Below are 16,590 nucleotides of genomic sequence, written 5' to 3' on the forward strand. Positions count from 1 at the left end.
GAGGATTATCCAATGGAAACGTTGTATCAAATATTAGGACTCATTGCAGCGGGTGTTATTATTTGGATCTTATATCGTTATATTCGTGCGCGCCCTGAAACCCTAAGCCGTGAGTCATTAAGCAAAAGTTTTTTTACTATGGGGATCCTAGCCATCTTATTGATGTGTTTTGTAGCGTTGCTGATCGTTATGGCTCGCTCAACTTAGCCTAATTTCACCCTCCTTCGGATAAGTCAATCCGGCATTCCACACCTGCGGAATGCCGGGTCAATGTTTTTTAATGTTACTCTGATAATGCCCCTTACTTATTACCAAATAGTCTTCAACGTTTGGGTTATTAATGACGCACTCGCTCTCATCTGGTAGAAGCAAACGCTCTTCGACATAAGTCATTTGCGTGCTCTCATCGACCAGTAGTCGATACCAAGGATCACGCTCTTCAAACCCACGTTTAATTGCCTGAGGGTTATAGCGTCCGGAAGCTTGAAATAATGGGTCCACATCAATAACAACCGCCCGATATCCTTGGCGTTTATGAATGACTACATCTCCAATATTATATCTGGCCTGTTTATCCATTCGATTCTCCAATCCTTGAGTTGGTTGCTATTTATTTGAATAAACTGATTTAAATATATTATCGGGGATTAAGAGGAAAACTTTACTTGTCAGGAGTCAGGGTCAGGGGTCAGCATTCTGAACCCTGAACCCTGAACCCTGAACCCTGATACCTGATACCTGATACCGATATCTAATCAAAACGCTTCACTTCGCGATGACAATAGGGGTTTTTATTATGTTTTTGGTAATAGTTCTGGTGATAATCTTCAGCAGGCCAGAATGGCTGGGCGGGTAGAAGTCGAGTGACTACATCTAAGCCTTTAGCTTTGAGTTTCTGAACTAAGCTCTTAACGTCTTCTTCTTGTGTTTGATTATAATAAAAAATCGCGCTCTGGTACTGAGAACCAATATCAGGACCTTGTCCGTTTCGTTGGGTAGGATCGTGAATTTCAAAAAAACGCCTCACCACCGCGTAGTAATCCAACTTTTCGACATCAAACAACACCCGTACCGCTTCATAATGACCGGTATTACCAGCAGAAACCTCCTCATAAGAAGGATTTAGCGTATGTCCCCCAGTATAACCCGATTCAACTTTAAGGACTCCTGGCATTGCTTGGAGGTAATATTCCACACCCCAAAAGCATCCTCCAGCTAAAATCGCTTCGTTTGTATCGCGTACTTTTGTCTCACTTACAAAATCAATCGAGGCTGAATTCACACAATATCGTTTATTTTTAGCCGTAAAATGCTCTCCAATAAACACATGTCCTAAATGACTACCACAACGCGTGCAAAGAATCTCCGTCCGAAGGCCGTCAGGATCTTTCGTTTCTCGCACGGCTCCTTGTATATCTTCATCAAAGCTAGGCCACCCACAACGACTAGTAAATTGGCTGTCAGCACGAAAGAGTGCCAGCCCACAGCGCCTGCACAAGTAGGTTCCAAATTCCTGAAGTACGTTGTACTGGCCAGAATGTGGTGGCTCTGTGGCCTTATTGAGGAGGATATTCAAGGCATTAGGCAAAAGACTCGCTTTTTTATCCGTATAGTCAGTCATCATGGCGATTGCAAATTTTATCAGCGAGATAACCAATGGCACCGGCGTAATATATTGAATTATTGTAGCGTAAAATCATTTTATAATTTGGAAACGCTAGAAATACCGGGCCACCATAAGGCTGAATAATGCTCGCCTCTAGATTTTGATAGGGTAAAGGCTTCCCATCGGTGGTTCGAACCCCCATGTCATTCCACTCTTTAGTGGATTTCACCGTGGCTTTGCCTTCCAAAGATTTATCAAAGTTTGCAGGAAGCTTCACACGAATGGCCCAAGGTTCACCAGTTTGCCAACCATTTTGTTTCATATAATTCGCAATGGATGCAAACACATCCGCTTTTGAATCCCAAATGTCTTTGCGGCCGTCTCCATCATAATCTTGCGCGTACTTCATCCAGCTAGAAGGAAGAAATTGCGGTTGACCAGAAGCACCAGCCCATTCCCCTTTAAAGCGATCTAAGGTTACATGACCATCATTTAGAATGTGTAAGGCATAAAAGAGCTGTTTTCTGAAAAAGTCTTGGCGATTTGAATCATAGGCTAAGGTTGCCAATGAATTAATGACAGGGAAATTGCCCATATAACTACCATAACTCGTTTCCATTCCCCAAAAAGACATAATAAAACAAGGATCCACACCATATTGTGCCGCGATATGATCCGCTAATTCTTTATTTTGTTTGTATTTTTTTCGCCCGATGATAATACGATAATTATCAACACGTGAATTACGATATTTGGTGTAGGTGAGACGATGCTCAGGTTGTGAACGAGAAAGGCTTTTGACTCGTCTGCTCGGTTCATGAATATTAGCAAACGCTTCATCAAACGTGCCTGGCGAGATACCTTGTCTGAGCGCTTCTTCTCGAACTTCTGCCACCCAACGATTCCAATTTTGACTGTCTGCGTAAGTGAATGGCGTGAGTGCTAATCCAATGATCGTAGCGATGAGCTTACCCCGATTATTCATATTTATTTTCCTCTTTTTATTATCGTCAGGGGCAACTGACTCACTTAAAGCCAGCCCATATTGATAGTTATCGTTCATTCAACAGCAAGTGTGCCTTTATAAGCCGCATCGGCTTTGTTTGGAAAAACTTTAGTAACCAGTGTAGACCATTTTATACAAAGCCAGTAATCCCTGATATAAAAACTCTGATGCCGTCCTCAAATAAAATGAAATATTATCAGTATTTTCATAAGTAGGTATTGGATTGAAGTTCTTGCATACATCTAAAATGAGGATACTGAACTACAAATTGGCTATACTTATCAACATTATAAGGATTATATTCTAAGTGGTGGGAAAATGAGAATAAGGATAGGCTTTAAGGGACTAGGGCTATGCGTTTAATGAAAACCCATTCCCTCAATTCTCTTTATCGCTTTTTTGTTGTGCTCGCGTTTTTAATTCTTCTTATATTAAATATTTTAATTTTTTATGCCAGCTATAATCAAAGACAAATTATTGCCAGTGAACGCAATCGTTATCAATCGCTTAAAACCATTTTAGAACTGGTTGAAAACTCGGAAAATTTAACAAAGATTGCCCGACTTTACACCATAACAGGAAAAGAAAAATACAAAGATTATTTTTATAATTTACTTGCCATCCGTGACGGAAAAAAGTCCCCTCCTCCTAATTACTCACCCTTTTATTGGGATTATGTTTTGGGAGGAAAAACACCTCACTTCGCAACCGCGCCATCGTTACGAGCTAAACATCAAATTGAACAGCTTGGATTTACCAATTATGAATTAACCCTCCTCAAAACAGCAAAAGCGAAAACCAATGCACTAACCAGGATGGAAAAAGAAGCCATTGACTTGATGGATAGGCACAAAGGCCTTGTGAATAATGGCGCTCCCAATTCTTTTGTATATAAAGCACGTGCGCTCTTACACAGCCCGTTATATCTTGAAACCAAATCGGAATACTTAGAACCACTCGAACAATTTCAGCTCGCGGTCGATTTAAGAACAGCAGAAAATCTTAATCAATTGCAAAAAAGACAACAATATGTTTTTTACACCATTCAACTGATTTTATTAATCGCCTTAATGCTTTGTCTTATTGTTTACCGCTATACAAAACACAATGTTGCAAAACCTATTGCAAAACTACGAAAACAAGCGGAAATGGTAAGCCTTGGTAATTACAGCATTCGAAACAAAATCGAATCCCAAAATGAATTGGGCATTCTTGGTGATACCATGAATGAAATGTGCACACATATTGAGGATGATATCGAGGAACGTGAGCATCTCACGGAGTTATTAAGCAAAAGTGAGGAACGGTTTCGTAATGCGCTTGAATACGCTCCCATTGGCATGGCGATTCGCACCTTAGACGGAACGTTTGTTCAATCCAATCAATCCTTGAGTGATATTCTTGGCTATAACGCAAAAGAGATACGCACGTTAACGAATGCTAACTTCATTCATCCTGATGAATTAGAGGATGTAGAGCATATGGAACAACAACTGATTAGCGGGAAAGTCGCTGCAAAACAGCTTGAGGTTCGACTAATCCACAAAAGCGGAAAAACGGTGTGGTGTTTAGTCAGTGAGTCCCTAATTTATGATAATGAAAGTCAACCTAAAAGCCTCGTCACACAAATTCTTGACATCAGTCGTCGCAAGCATGATGAACAAGAAAAAGCACAAATGCACAAACAAATGTCCGATGCGTTGGTGGTACTAAAGCAGCGCGATAAAGAAAATGCCTACTTAAATAAAATGAATGAAATGCTTTTGGCATGTCACAATCCTACCGAAGCTTATGAAATCATTTTTATCACAGCCAAAAATTTATTTTCGGGATTAAGTGGTGGATTAGCAATCTATAATCCTAAAAAAGGAGAAATGGAAACGCTTTATCAATGGGGTAAACAGCAAAATTTAAAGCCTTGGTTTTTACAAAAAGAATGCTGGGCATTACGAAACGGAAATATTTACCATATCAAATATCCAGAACATTCTGTGCTATGTACCCATTTTACAACCCATCCCTCGGGCGGGTATATAGATTTTCCCTTGTTGGTTAATGAAAACATCGTCGGCTTATTATCTATCTCCTGCACGAAAGGAGAGTTCTTAGATAATAAAAAATCACTAGTCATCACCTTCAGTGAAAACATTAAATTAGCCTTGGCAAACATTCATCTTCGCGAAGCATTAAGACATCAAGCGATACGAGACGGTTTAACGGGGCTATACAATCGTCGCTACTTAGATGAAACGCTACCCCGAGAGCTTGAACAAATGAAACGTCGCGGACATGCCCTTACCTTAGCGATTATTGATATTGATGATTTTAAACAATGCAATGACCAGTATGGCCACGATGCTGGAGATGAAGTACTGAAGTATATCGGCAAGGAACTGCAGCGAAGTGTAAGAGCAGGCGATATATCTTGTCGACTTGGGGGCGATGAATTTGTGGTACTTTTCATTAACACCACGGCTCAAGAAGCAAAGCAACGCATCGAAGAAATGATTCGAAGAATCCGTTCAACGCAAATTCGATTTCAAAACGAAACACTTCCCAGAGTCCATTTATCTGCAGGATTAGCTACCGCCCCAGAGCATGCTACAGCCGCCAGTGAATTAAAGAGGGCTGCGGATGATGCGCTTTATGTAGCAAAAAACTCTGGTAAGAATCGTATTCAAGTCTACTCTCCCCAAAGCGAACCCTAAAAAATAAAGCTATAGATCAGCACGCAGAGAAGCCATGGGCTCTAATAAAGAAGCCCGACGAGCTGGATAAAAGCCAAAAAATATCCCAGTAACCACAGAAACAGCAAAACCGGCTAAAGGAGGTACAATATAAAGAGTAAAAGACCAATGATTAAAAAGAGCTATCATCCAAGTCAAGGCCAATCCTAATAAAACTCCCAAAAAACCACCGGACAAAGACAAAATCACCGATTCAACCAAAAACAACGCTTGAATTTCGCGATTTTTAGCTCCTAATGCTTTTCGAACACCAATTTCTTTTTTTCGCTCGCTCACGGCAACCAGCATGACGTTCATTACCCCAATCCCACCAACCACTAAGGAGATCCCACCAATAACGGCTAACAACATGGTAAAAATCCTACCTTGACTCTCCATGCTAGCAATGATTTGTTTTGCGCTTCGAACAAATAAATTCAAATCAGGAGCCAGTTGATTTATGGTTTGCTTGATCTCCTCAATGACATCATCAATCATTTGGGTCGAATCCAGTAGCAACACTGCGTTGTTGATTTTACTGTCTTTATTGACCAGCATCATACCCGAGATTGGGATGATAATTGCGCGATTAATATCCTCATTAAAAAAACCATTTTCCTTCCAGGGCTTAGCCACACCGATGATGGTATACAACGCCTTACCAATCCGTACTTGCTTACCTATAGGATTATCCAAGGTATATGCTTTTAATTCTTCAGCCAAAGCGCTTCCAATCACGCAAAAATGTTCAAACGTCTCAACAAACGAAACAAAATGACCTTCAGACAACCGAATATGAATGATGTCCGCCAATGATTCATCTGCACCAATAATAGCGCCATTTAACGTCTTTCCTTCGAAACTGATGGCTTGGTAAGCGGTACTGTAAGGTGCTAGTTTTACGATAGCTGGGATTCGTTCTGGAATCGAACGCCATTGTTCTAAAGAAATGGTATCCTGGCCATTATGTTGGACTGTGGATGTGTTTTGATAAACCGATAAAGAGAGCAAATCCGTTCCTAGTGCTTTAAATTGAGCGAGTGCTTTCTCGGTAGCCAGCTTGCCAGAGCTTAAGAGTGCCACCACAGCCGCCGTTCCCACTAAAATACCCAATACAGCTAAAAACGAACGAAGCTTAGCCGTAGATAAGTTAATGACTGCTTGTTGGAAATGCCGTTTTAAATTCATGCCGATATCACTGTTGCCTTATAATTTCCCCATCAGCCAATACAATTTTTCGCGTACAAAGATCGGCAATTTTTTCATCGTGAGTCACAATAATGATGGTTCGACCCTCTTGGTGAAGCGCTAAAAACAAGTTCATAATCTCTTTTCCAGTTTTTGAATCTAGAGCACCGGTCGGCTCATCTGCAAGAATGACATTGGGATCAGTAACCAGTGCTCTGGCAATTGCGACACGTTGCTGCTGCCCACCGGATAATTGATTGGGTCGATGTGAGCTAAAATCACGCATATTTACACGCATTAGTGCTCTCTCAACGCGCTGATTAATTAAGAGATCCGATACATTTCGATACGTCAGGGGCAAACCCACATTTTGAAGCGCTGTAAAACGTGGTAAAAGATTAAATTGTTGAAAAATAAATCCTATGTGCTGATTACGTAACAAGGCCAGCTCATCTGGACTAAGTCCAGCAGTGTCCTGTCCGTTTAAAGCATATATGCCCGATGAGGGCTTATCCAAAAGCCCAATGATATTCATTAAGGTCGATTTCCCAGATCCAGAAGGCCCAACGATTGCCACCAATTCGCCTTGATGAATGGTTAATGATAGGCCTTTAAGCACCGTATTCATCTCTGCCCCAATAGGATAGGTTTTTACAAGATTGGTAAGGGTTATCAGTGCCATATACTTAAATCTGCCTTAACTATACAAAACCACATCGCCCACACGAAGTCCTGAATCAATAACCACTTTATTCGCCTGTGCAGCGCCTGTAGTCACGACCACTTCTTGGGCTTGTCCGGAATGCGCTTGCACAGTGACCACACTTTGACCGTGTTTCAACTTTACCGCTGTAATCGGCACCATCAGTTTATTCGCATGTTCTGCAGCTAACTCAATGTTGGCGCTCATACCGGATTTAACCCATTCAGCTTGCTCTGGAGTTAATATTTTAACTTCGACAATGGCAGAAAATGAAGGCAATGTTTGAGCACTGTTAGAAGAAGCCTGGGCATTCACGGCAACAAGTTTACCTAGTAATACATCATGTGGAAACGCAACACTTCGTATCGTTGCTTTCATACCTACTTTAATTTTATCAATATCCACTTCGGGCACATCGATTTCCACTCGAATTCCACTCATATCACCAATTAAAGCAAGTACTTCTCCTGCTTTAACCGATGAACCAATTCCTAAATGGCCTGATTTATCCTCACTGGATTTTGGGGGATAGAGCAAAACGCCTTGGCCTCGTGCTTTTAGAAATATTTGGTCATGCTTTTTTGATAACGCCTGCTGGACCTTATCAAACTCTGCCAAACTGAGTGCGCAAAGATTTTGGTTATCACGATTACCCGATTTTTCAACAAGCTCTGAGAGTTTTTTTGTGGCTTGAATGAGCGAGACGCGGGCATTATACAAGCTGGATTTTTCGCTTAAATAATTATTTTTGGAGATAAGCCCGGCAGTCCAAAGGTCTTCCGTGCCAATGAATTTAGCTTTTGCAATATTATAAGCATCTTTTGCTTTGAGATATTCAGTTAAGGTATCGTTGTAATGTCGTTGCAATTCAGCAGAATTTAAAACAAAGACTGTCGCATTTTTTTGAACCTGTTGGCCATAATGATAGGGCATGGTTGCAATAACCCCATCCATTGGATTGGTAAGCGAATATTCCCGAATGGGTTGAATAATGCCTGAAAAATGCAGTGTTTTGGATAATGTTTCATACTTTACAGTATAGGTTTTATCCAACTTAGTAGGAGCAGCCACATGCCGATCACATCCGCTAATAAAACAAAACAGTAACGCGAGAATGATGGTTTCTATTAAATTGAGTTGACGGTTTATATTCATTAACAATACCTGAGTTTTATATCCCAATATTTAAGTGTGGTTCCCAGCATTTTTTGAAGCTCGGATAACTGGTTTAAATAGGCTATTTTTGCGTTGATCAAGCCCATTTGAGCCTGCAACAATTGATTTTGCGTATTGTGCACATCCAATGAACTGGCAATACCCGCTGCGAGTTTCTTTTTTTCCAAAGCATACGATTGCTCGGCTAATTCAACTTGCCGTTTTGCAAGTTGATACCGTTTAGCCTGGGATTCGATATTGGTAATGGTGTTTTTAATAGCCGTAATTAAAGCGCGTTTAGCAGCGATTAAATTAAGCCTGTCTTTTTCCAACTTCACTTTGGCTGAAATCACTTGATTACGACGATTTAAATCATTAATCGGAATCGTTAACGTAACCCCCGCAGACTCAGTAATATTACGCCCATTGTATATACCATTCGGTGCATTGGTTGTGTTGTCGACGTTATTAATAATTCCTGCTTGCACATTCGCCGTCGCATCGAGCTGCCATAACTGTTGGTTTTTCGCCACGTGCAATGCGCGTTCATCGGCCTTCAAAGCCATTTTAAGTGCTAAATACTGCGTGTTATTTTTAAGTGCCAGTTGAATCGAATCATTTACATCGGGAATTTTTAGCGTCTCGATACTCACATCACTTGGTACGGCTAACTTCATGTCCGGATCCAAACCTATGGCTTGTAATAAATCCTGCGTGGTGGTTCTAAATTCATTTTCGGCTTGTTCCACCATCAAGCTTAACGACTCAATCTGATAGGACTGTTGAATATTGGCTGTGGGCTCAAGTTGCCCGGCCTCAATTCTTTTTTCATTAATTTCATAGGTTTTTTGCGCGTCTTTAAGTTGCTGCTGTTGAATTTTTAAGTTATGACCACTGATAATTAAAGCGCGATAAATACTAATCACCTGAGTAATTTGATCCATCACGGCTTGGTTAAGATTTAGCTTGTTTAACCAATCGGCATCGATTGCATCTTTTAAATTTGCTTCATTGGCGGCACGACCAAATCCTCTGAGAAGAGGTTGTGTCAGTGTAAAGTTTAAAAGGGGATTATAATTGCCCGCAGCTGCAACATTATTGTCCATTTTTAATGATAAAGAACCACCATAACGATTTTTATAACTGAGTTCAGGTGTTGCAATCGCTGTTTTATTGAAGGTGGTCCCAACGCCACTATAACGGCTTTGTTCAATGAGTCCCGTTCCTGCAAGTGCATATTGCAATTCGAATTGATTGTAAGCAAGCCGCAATTGGTACCGTTGAATAATGCGATCCAGCTCAGCATTTTGAATATTGGGGTTGTACCGAAGAGCTAATAGGATAGCCTCTCTTAGCGTTAAAAAGTGTATTTGTTTACCATGAGGTCTAGGGGATGTTGGCAATGCAACCCAATGATGGAGTATATATTCTGGATTTTGCATTGCACAGATTAAACGGTTTTCAGCTTGCTCAACGCGTTCAATTTCCTGGCTTGGATTGGGTAACCATTGAAAGAGTTTGGTAGGCGGGTGCTCAAGCTCAACTAACATCTCTTGGGCATAGGCCAAGGGTATTGCACACCATAGTAACCAGAGTATGTAAAAAATAAACCTCAAAATCATACCGATGTAGCCATACCAGGTACTGCAAATCGTTTCTTATCCTGTAAACGCAATGCCGTTAATTGCCCACCCCATAAGCAACCTGTATCAATGGGATGAAGTTTTTTGTTGGGTGACAAACCCATCAGGGCAGCCCAATGACCAAATACAATGTCAGCAGATACTTCCTTGCGGCCAGGCACATTGTACCAAGGATATAACTCTTTAGGGGCATCGTGTAAGGTGCCTTTATAATGAAAAATTAAGTGACCATCTTCATCGCAAAAGCGCATGCGAGTAAAATAATTACAAATGACGCGTAAACGTTCATAGCCAACTAACTCATCTGACCAAAGATCAGGTTTATTGCCATACATATGCGCTAAAAATTTATGAAAATCTTCATCTTGCAACGCAGTTTCAAGCTCTTTGGCTAACGACATCGCTTGAGTTAAATCCCACATAGGCGCAATCCCTGCATGCGTCATGACGACATTCAATGTTTCGTCATAACATAAAATGGACTGATTTCTTAACCAATGACCTAATGTCTCAGCATCATGCGCCTTTTCAATTTCGTTTAATGTGTCATCGTTATTGGACCAAGTGGATGCTGAGAATAACCGGCTCAGTAGATGTAAGTCATGATTACCTAAAGATAATCGTGTTTTTGAAGGCAGCGATTTAACAAATCTTAGAACAGCCAAGGACTGTGGTCCACGATTGACTAGATCACCCGCAAACCATAATCGATCCGTTTGTTCATCAAATTGGATAAGTTCAAGTAAACGCATGAGCGGATCATAGCATCCTTGGACATCACCAATTGCATAATCAGCCACGGAATTTACTCCCAGCCTGCAAAGTATTCATAGTATCTCCTGCTTTCACCCATTGTCCATTCGCTAGGAGATGCTGCAAAGCCGTTTCGCTAACACCAACCAATTGCTGATTAAAATGCTGATTAAATTGTGCTTTATTAATGACTTCAACGGCAGAGAGCTCAGACACTTTCCCGGTATTTAAATGATGGTATTTGACCCGCTCAGGGAGTACTACTGCATAATTTTCCAAGACAACGCCACTCACCATCTGTTGTGTATGCGCTTGCTCAAATCGTGACGTTACAACACCATCCGGGCCTACTTCATGCAATTGCAAGGCTAATAAGCCATTTTGCACGGCCTGCCAGTTTTTATATTCCGGGTGTTCTCGTACAAATAACTTGTATAAATCAGAAGACATTAACATACCACCTGGAACCATAAATAAAGGCGCTTTATTAATCATAAGCTCGCCTTTTTCTAAAGCTTCGATAAGCCATTGGATAAAATGTACGCCAGTGGCACGCTCGCGCTCAACAAGCGATGCAGGAGAGGTGTCTACAAACGTACTCATCCGACCACCTCGCGCACCTTTCCCAAGCGCGGTCAGTGCCATAAAATCAACAATAAATCGCTGAATCGCAATGGCATCTGCACGGACTAAAAGCGCACCTAGGGTTCCGGCGGATTGCCAATCTTCGTTTAGTAAAGCAAGCCAAACTTTTAAAACCTCGGGATTAGATGCAATCCAAGAAAACCCGGTCGTTGGCATTAACATTTTGGCCAATAATAAATTCAAGCGGCAACGTAAATCATCATCTTCTTCGCTTAACATTTGATAATGATAATAACTTCCTGCCGAACAAATACTTTCGAGTAACGGGTTCCAGACTTTATTAGATTGCCCATTGATATCAAACAAATCCACTTGATAATCAATTTGCAATTTACCGATCCCCTTTAAAATGCCCGCTGAAAAGAGAGCATAAAGCCAAAGCTTTTGTTCCTCAGAAAGCTCTCCTTCGAGAATGATGTACTCACGAAATAAATTCATGGCCGCTTCCGTACGATTTAAGGCATAATCGAGAACACCGCCAGGTAATGAATAATAGCTGTTGGCGGTTTCAGGTAGACTCTGGCAATGATTGATTAAATTATGGACCAGCGCTAAGCACATCGTTTCATAACGACTTTCAGAGAGTTCCAAGGCGCCTTGAATCAAGCTAAGCAAGTGTTGTCGCTTATCCTGTTTTAATAGCTCTTCTGGAGTTTGAACAACAAGCATATCTTTTAAAGGCTTGCCTTTACTTGGCTTATCTTTTCTACCATTTCTATGAAACAAAACAAACCTCCAACGCCAAAATTGAGTCAAAAAGCTCTCACGGATTCAGTAGAGCGAAGTATACACTATTTGGCAACAAATTTCGCTATTTGAACATACTCAGAAATAGATATTTGTTCAGGCCTCCGTGTTGGATCAATTCCAAGGGTGATAAGGGATGCTTTGTCAACGATTGGTTTTAAGTTATTTGCCAATGTTTTTCGTCGCATTGAAAATGCTTTTGCGACTAAAGACTCAAGGTTTTTAAAATCAATCTCAGGGTAAGGAGTATGAGTATGTGGGGTTAAGCGGACAACGGCGGAATCCACCTTTGGTTTGGGGAAAAACACTTCGGGTGGAACAACAAATAGCGGCTCCACCTCACAAAAATATTGTACCATGACACTAAGTCGCCCATAATCCTTCCCGCCTGGGGAAGCAGCTAAGCGTTCCACCACTTCTTTTTGAAGCATAAAATGCATATCTTTAATGGATGACGTATCTTGCACCAGATGTAAGATCAAAGGCGTTGAAATGTTGTAAGGCAAATTACCAACAATTCTTAAATCATTTCCTAATTCACTAAAATCAACGGATAATGCATCCCTATCCAGCACAGTGAGCTTATTGGACGCGTCAGGCAAAGCCTTCAAGAAAGGTTGGAGATCGCGATCAATTTCGATGGCTGTTAAGGCGTTTAAGCGCTGTAAGAGTGGCCTGGTTAAAGCACCTTGCCCAGGTCCGATTTCAACCACGATATCATCAGGTTTAGGATTAATAGCTTGAATAATGGCCATGATCACATGGGGGCTTTGCAAAAAATTCTGGCCAAAACGTTTACGAGGTCGATGTTGCATGAAAGAATAATTTTTTAAAGTTAGGCATGAAGTATATACCTGTAATCTCGCATTTTGAAAGATTATGAGTATATAAAGATTACGAGTACATAATGAAAGATGATGATAAAAATACACCGATAATGCTAATTCACCTAATTGAATTAAGGCAAAGAGCGACCTTGACTCTAATTGTCTTTGCGGTCTTTTTTTTAATTTGTTTTATGTGCAGCGATAAATTGTTTCTTTTTGTGGTATCCCCCTTAGTATTGTCTTTACAACCGGGCAGTTCTCTCCTCGCAACACACATTACCTCCCCACTTATTACACCGTTACAACTAGCATTTGATGCATCTTTATTACTCACCACGCCATTTGTCTTGTTACAACTTTGGCACTTTGTTGCACCTGGACTCTATCAGCATGAACGACTGAGCATTAAATACATTACACTCTTTAGCGTTATTTTATTTGGTCTTGGCATGATGTTTTGTTTTTATATTGTCTTACCGTTTATTTTACAATTTTTTGCACAAACAGTACCTGAAGGGGTCCGATATATGCCTGATATGTCGAATGCAATTGATTTTATTTCTCGAATGCTTGTACTCTTTGGGATTTCATTTCAGGTTCCTTTGGTTTGTACTCTGCTTGTGCATTTAAACATCGTTACCCTAGACACCCTAAAAAGTATGCGTCCTTATATCATCGTTATGGCATTTATAATAGGTATGTTACTGACACCACCTGACGTTTTATCCCAGGTGTTATTGGCAGTTCCTTTATGTTTACTATATGAATTGGGAATTTTGGGCGCTCGTTGGTTTGCAAAACCCGCTTCAGACTCCAGTCGTTCGTTAAATTAATCCGATGGCTTTTCAGAATGTTTTTGATATTCGCTGTCTGCCTTATCTGCTTTTTTCATGTTTTCATGCAACTGATGTTCATTGAGCTGAGATTGGATCAATTGAGAGAATTGATGTTGTAGACGGCTGACAAATTTATAGAGTCTTGCCAAATGATGGGCAAGCATGGGCAACTTAGAAGGGCTAAATGCAAGCAAGGCCACAACTAAGATTAAAAATAACTCAGCGATACTCATTCTTTTTTCTGTTCATCATCGTGTAATTCGCGCCGAAAATTTTTAAGCGCCGCCCCCAAATCAGAGCCTAAGCTTTTGAGTTTATTCGTGCCAAATAACGCGACGACAATCAGTAAAATTAATACCAACGACAGCGGACTGATCCCACTTAATCCCATGATTTCTCCTATGGCCTCGGACTTTTGATAATAAGCTATACGAGCTAAACGTTGATAGAATTCCTCAGAAGTCCTTAATACTCCAGTAAGCGTCTTGTTTTTTTAGAATAGCGTTTTCGATTCATGAATGCTACAACTCCTCCACCAAGCGCAGCGCCAAGAGCGACGGGTACAATTTGTTCATCAGGCAGCCAATCCAAATAATAGGTTATGCCAAACAAAAGCATCGCGATAAAGACCCCCATTCCTAATCCTTTATACCAAGCAGCGCTATGACTGTATTTCACATCCTGTTCATTCTCTTGTTCCAGAAGCTTTCGGTTTAACTTTTTGTTTAATAAAAGCACGTCATTTAATAAGCGTGGCATATACGGCAGCTGCTCAACAAAAAATGGCCAGTTGTTTTTAATGTGCCCCAAAAGCGCCTTCGGCCCAAGCTGCTTTTGAACCCAGTCTTCTAAGAAGGGTTTTGCGGTTGCCCATAAATCAAGCCCAGGATATAGCTGCCTCCCTAAACCCTCAATGGCTAATAAAGTTTTTTGCAGTAAAACAAGTTGTGGTTGTACCTCCATGTGAAATCGTCGGGCAACCTGGAATAATTGCAATACCACTAATGCAAAGGAAATATCTTTTAAAGGCTTTTCAAAAATAGGCTCACAAACCATACGAATATCGCTTTCAAACTCATGTACTCGAGTATCACGAGCTACCCAGCCAGATTCAACGTGAAGCTCAGCCACGCGATGATAATCACGATTAAAAAAGGCTAATAAATTTTGTGCCAGGTAATTTTTGTCTTGTTCATCCAACGTCCCTACAATTCCAAAATCAATGCAAATGTACTTGGGATCTTGTGGATTATGAAAGGAGATAAAAATATTCCCTGGGTGCATGTCGGCATGAAAAAAACAATCACGAAACACTTGAGTAAAAAATATTTCCACCCCGCGTTCAGCTAATTTTTTCAAATTGACATTGTATTTTTTTAACGTGGCGATATCGGTAACTGGAATACCATAAATTCGTTCCATAACGAGCACGTTTTCACGTACGTAGTCCCAATACACTTCAGGGATGTATAACAAGTGGGAGTTTTGAAAATTTCGCCGCAATTGAGCAGCATTTGCAGCCTCTCGTTGCAGATTCAATTCATTAAGCAGATTTCGTTCAAATTCATTGACGATTTCTTTGGGTTTATAGCGATTGCTTTCTTCCCAATAGCGATCGGCCAATTTCGCTATAAAATGAAGAATCCCTAAGTCCTGCTCGATGATAGGTTTAATACCAGGGCGCAGTATTTTTACCACGACGTCTTCGCCGCTTTTTAATGTAGCGGCATGAACCTGTGCGATGGAAGCTGAAGCAAGCACGTGCTCATCAAAGGTTTTGAATAATTCGGATGCTGGAAGGCCAAAGGTGGCCTCAATAATCGCTAAAGCTGAATCACTGGGAAAAGGAGGGACTTTGTCCTGAAGCTTTGCCAGCTCAAGGGCAATATCTACTGGTAATATATCTGGACGTGTGGATAGCGCCTGACCAAATTTAACAAAAATAGGCCCCAATTCTTCTAAGGTTTTTCGAAGGGCTTCGCCGCGGGTTAACTTCTTTTTTCGAAACCAATTCCAGGGATTTAAGTACACAATAAAACTCAATGGCGCAAAAAGAGGGATACTAACCACCACTTGATCCAAGCCATTTTTAGCGAGAATATAATTAATTTTTATAACACGAAGCGCTTGTTTAATCTGTTTCATGGTTCGCCATTAGTTGGTTGACTTGTGCGGTTAGCCGCTCGACATCCAAGAGTAACTCATCCACATCTTTACAAAAATCTTCGACTTCTTCTGCCGGAGGAAACCATTGTATTTCTTCTTGTAAGTATTCCGTTAAATTTTGCTGCATGGAGGAACTAAAATAGGCGGTGAACTCCTGGCCTTTGCGAAAAAAAGAACCCAACTGGTGAGCAACGACATCCCCAGTAAAATGGGCTAAATGACCTTCCCAATCAATGTCAAGCTCATCAAATAATTGCTTAACGCGTTGACCAAGTTCGGTATCGCCCGTAATTTTAATTTGATCATTAAATAGTGAGCGTACTTTTGAAGCCGGCAGCACGCTTAAGCGAATCAGACCAAGAGGGCTACTTTCAATGGTCGTATTTATCTCGCCAGGCGGATAATCATGCAATTGCAACATGGTCGCTGAAAAAGAGATATAAAAATTGACCTTTAACGGATTAATCACTACTTTCAACACTTTACCTTGTAAGGCATGGATGCGAGCGGCACTGGCTTCATCCAGCGATAAAGCGTGGTTTATTGCTTTTTGCAATGCTTTAAGGGTATACATCTTAATCATGGTTTT

The 16,590-nt window shown here is 40.8% G+C and carries 17 protein-coding genes; 3 read left to right on the forward strand and 14 right to left on the reverse strand.

What is annotated here, in order from left to right:
- Window positions 1-12 precede the first annotated feature (12 nt).
- Window positions 13-207 (forward strand): hypothetical protein, encoded by a 195-nt coding sequence (locus E1O41_RS06960; RefSeq protein ID WP_131776597.1) that lies wholly within the window; start codon window positions 13-15, stop codon window positions 205-207.
- A 60-nt stretch (window positions 208-267) separates the two neighbouring features.
- Here the strand turns inward: E1O41_RS06960 and hspQ are convergent, their stop codons facing one another.
- From hspQ to E1O41_RS06975, 3 genes are all read right to left on the reverse strand, one after another.
- Entirely contained in the window at window positions 268-579 is a 312-nt protein-coding gene (gene hspQ, locus E1O41_RS06965) for a heat shock protein HspQ (RefSeq protein ID WP_131776598.1), read from the reverse strand.
- 172 nt (window positions 580-751) lie between these two features.
- Complete coding sequence (locus tag E1O41_RS06970) at window positions 752-1,621, reverse strand: bifunctional methionine sulfoxide reductase B/A protein (RefSeq protein WP_131776642.1); 870 nt, start codon at window positions 1,619-1,621, stop codon at window positions 752-754.
- Window positions 1,614-2,591 (reverse strand): lytic murein transglycosylase, encoded by a 978-nt coding sequence (locus E1O41_RS06975; RefSeq protein WP_131776643.1) that lies wholly within the window; start codon window positions 2,589-2,591, stop codon window positions 1,614-1,616. The genes E1O41_RS06970 and E1O41_RS06975 overlap by 8 nt, the downstream gene beginning before the upstream one ends.
- A 374-nt stretch (window positions 2,592-2,965) precedes the next feature.
- On the opposite strand from E1O41_RS06975, the gene E1O41_RS06980 reads away from it, so the two are divergent.
- Window positions 2,966-5,320, forward strand: a complete 2,355-nt coding sequence (locus E1O41_RS06980; RefSeq protein ID WP_131776599.1) for a diguanylate cyclase — start codon at window positions 2,966-2,968, stop codon at window positions 5,318-5,320.
- Between the two features lie 9 nt (window positions 5,321-5,329).
- Here E1O41_RS06980 and E1O41_RS06985 read toward each other — a convergent pair whose 3' ends face one another.
- The 7 genes from E1O41_RS06985 to rsmA form a co-directional block, all read right to left on the reverse strand.
- A complete protein-coding gene (locus E1O41_RS06985; protein ID WP_131776600.1) occupies window positions 5,330-6,526 on the reverse strand; it encodes an ABC transporter permease in 1,197 nt (398 codons plus the stop codon).
- A gap of 7 nt (window positions 6,527-6,533) precedes the next feature.
- Window positions 6,534-7,208 (reverse strand): ABC transporter ATP-binding protein, encoded by a 675-nt coding sequence (locus E1O41_RS06990; protein ID WP_131776601.1) that lies wholly within the window; start codon window positions 7,206-7,208, stop codon window positions 6,534-6,536.
- Between the two features lie 15 nt (window positions 7,209-7,223).
- Window positions 7,224-8,378 (reverse strand): efflux RND transporter periplasmic adaptor subunit, encoded by a 1,155-nt coding sequence (locus E1O41_RS06995; RefSeq protein ID WP_373288400.1) that lies wholly within the window; start codon window positions 8,376-8,378, stop codon window positions 7,224-7,226.
- A gap of 5 nt (window positions 8,379-8,383) precedes the next feature.
- Window positions 8,384-9,934, reverse strand: a complete 1,551-nt coding sequence (locus E1O41_RS07000) for a TolC family protein (protein WP_229669341.1) — start codon at window positions 9,932-9,934, stop codon at window positions 8,384-8,386.
- 68 nt (window positions 9,935-10,002) lie between these two features.
- Complete coding sequence (locus E1O41_RS07005) at window positions 10,003-10,827, reverse strand: symmetrical bis(5'-nucleosyl)-tetraphosphatase (protein WP_131776604.1); 825 nt, start codon at window positions 10,825-10,827, stop codon at window positions 10,003-10,005.
- Complete coding sequence (locus tag E1O41_RS07010; RefSeq protein WP_229669340.1) at window positions 10,820-12,151, reverse strand: TraI domain-containing protein; 1,332 nt, start codon at window positions 12,149-12,151, stop codon at window positions 10,820-10,822. Before E1O41_RS07010 ends, E1O41_RS07005 begins: the two co-directional genes overlap by 8 nt.
- A gap of 65 nt (window positions 12,152-12,216) precedes the next feature.
- On the reverse strand, window positions 12,217-12,987 hold the full coding sequence (gene rsmA, locus E1O41_RS07015) for a 16S rRNA (adenine(1518)-N(6)/adenine(1519)-N(6))-dimethyltransferase RsmA (protein ID WP_131776605.1): 771 nt from the start codon (window positions 12,985-12,987) through the stop codon (window positions 12,217-12,219).
- Window positions 12,988-13,109: 122 nt separating this feature from the next.
- Here rsmA and tatC point away from each other — a divergent pair, with 122 nt between their 5' ends.
- Entirely contained in the window at window positions 13,110-13,832 is a 723-nt protein-coding gene (gene tatC / locus E1O41_RS07020; protein ID WP_131776645.1) for a twin-arginine translocase subunit TatC, read from the forward strand.
- Here tatC and E1O41_RS07025 read toward each other — a convergent pair.
- The 4 genes from E1O41_RS07025 to E1O41_RS07040 form a co-directional block, all read right to left on the reverse strand.
- Window positions 13,829-14,068 (reverse strand): Sec-independent protein translocase subunit TatA/TatB, encoded by a 240-nt coding sequence (locus E1O41_RS07025; RefSeq protein ID WP_131776606.1) that lies wholly within the window; start codon window positions 14,066-14,068, stop codon window positions 13,829-13,831. The two genes, tatC and E1O41_RS07025, sit on opposite strands and share 4 nt — an antisense overlap.
- Window positions 14,065-14,226, reverse strand: coding sequence for a twin-arginine translocase TatA/TatE family subunit (gene tatA / locus E1O41_RS07030; protein ID WP_131776607.1), 162 nt, complete (start codon window positions 14,224-14,226; stop codon window positions 14,065-14,067). Before tatA ends, E1O41_RS07025 begins: the two co-directional genes overlap by 4 nt.
- Before the next feature lie 74 nt (window positions 14,227-14,300).
- Window positions 14,301-15,980 (reverse strand): ubiquinone biosynthesis regulatory protein kinase UbiB, encoded by a 1,680-nt coding sequence (gene ubiB, locus E1O41_RS07035; protein ID WP_131776608.1) that lies wholly within the window; start codon window positions 15,978-15,980, stop codon window positions 14,301-14,303.
- On the reverse strand, window positions 15,967-16,584 hold the full coding sequence (locus tag E1O41_RS07040) for a ubiquinone biosynthesis accessory factor UbiJ (protein WP_131776609.1): 618 nt from the start codon (window positions 16,582-16,584) through the stop codon (window positions 15,967-15,969). The genes ubiB and E1O41_RS07040 overlap by 14 nt, the downstream gene beginning before the upstream one ends.
- Between the last annotated feature and the right edge of the window lie 6 nt (window positions 16,585-16,590).

The organism is Legionella impletisoli (assembly GCF_900639875.1).
Taxonomy (GTDB): Bacteria; Pseudomonadota; Gammaproteobacteria; order Legionellales; family Legionellaceae; genus Legionella_A; species Legionella_A impletisoli.

Bases quoted from the DNA above. Each gene is read 5' to 3' on its own strand.
- E1O41_RS07000 (WP_229669341.1), bottom strand. From the start codon at position 9,934: ATGTTAGTTGAGCTTGAGCACCCGCCTACCAAACTCTTTCAATGGTTA.
- tatA (WP_131776607.1), bottom strand. From the start codon at position 14,226: ATGGGATTAAGTGGGATCAGTCCGCTGTCGTTGGTATTAATTTTACTG.
- hspQ (WP_131776598.1), bottom strand. From the start codon at position 579: ATGGATAAACAGGCCAGATATAATATTGGAGATGTAGTCATTCATAAA.
- E1O41_RS07040 (WP_131776609.1), bottom strand. From the start codon at position 16,584: ATGATTAAGATGTATACCCTTAAAGCATTGCAAAAAGCAATAAACCAC.
- E1O41_RS07025 (WP_131776606.1), bottom strand. From the start codon at position 14,068: ATGAGTATCGCTGAGTTATTTTTAATCTTAGTTGTGGCCTTGCTTGCA.
- E1O41_RS06960 (WP_131776597.1), top strand. From the start codon at position 13: ATGGAAACGTTGTATCAAATATTAGGACTCATTGCAGCGGGTGTTATT.
- E1O41_RS06985 (WP_131776600.1), bottom strand. From the start codon at position 6,526: ATGAATTTAAAACGGCATTTCCAACAAGCAGTCATTAACTTATCTACG.
- E1O41_RS06980 (WP_131776599.1), top strand. From the start codon at position 2,966: ATGCGTTTAATGAAAACCCATTCCCTCAATTCTCTTTATCGCTTTTTT.
- rsmA (WP_131776605.1), bottom strand. From the start codon at position 12,987: ATGCAACATCGACCTCGTAAACGTTTTGGCCAGAATTTTTTGCAAAGC.
- E1O41_RS06990 (WP_131776601.1), bottom strand. From the start codon at position 7,208: ATGGCACTGATAACCCTTACCAATCTTGTAAAAACCTATCCTATTGGG.
- ubiB (WP_131776608.1), bottom strand. From the start codon at position 15,980: ATGAAACAGATTAAACAAGCGCTTCGTGTTATAAAAATTAATTATATT.
- E1O41_RS06970 (WP_131776642.1), bottom strand. From the start codon at position 1,621: ATGACTGACTATACGGATAAAAAAGCGAGTCTTTTGCCTAATGCCTTG.
- E1O41_RS06975 (WP_131776643.1), bottom strand. From the start codon at position 2,591: ATGAATAATCGGGGTAAGCTCATCGCTACGATCATTGGATTAGCACTC.
- tatC (WP_131776645.1), top strand. From the start codon at position 13,110: ATGCTAATTCACCTAATTGAATTAAGGCAAAGAGCGACCTTGACTCTA.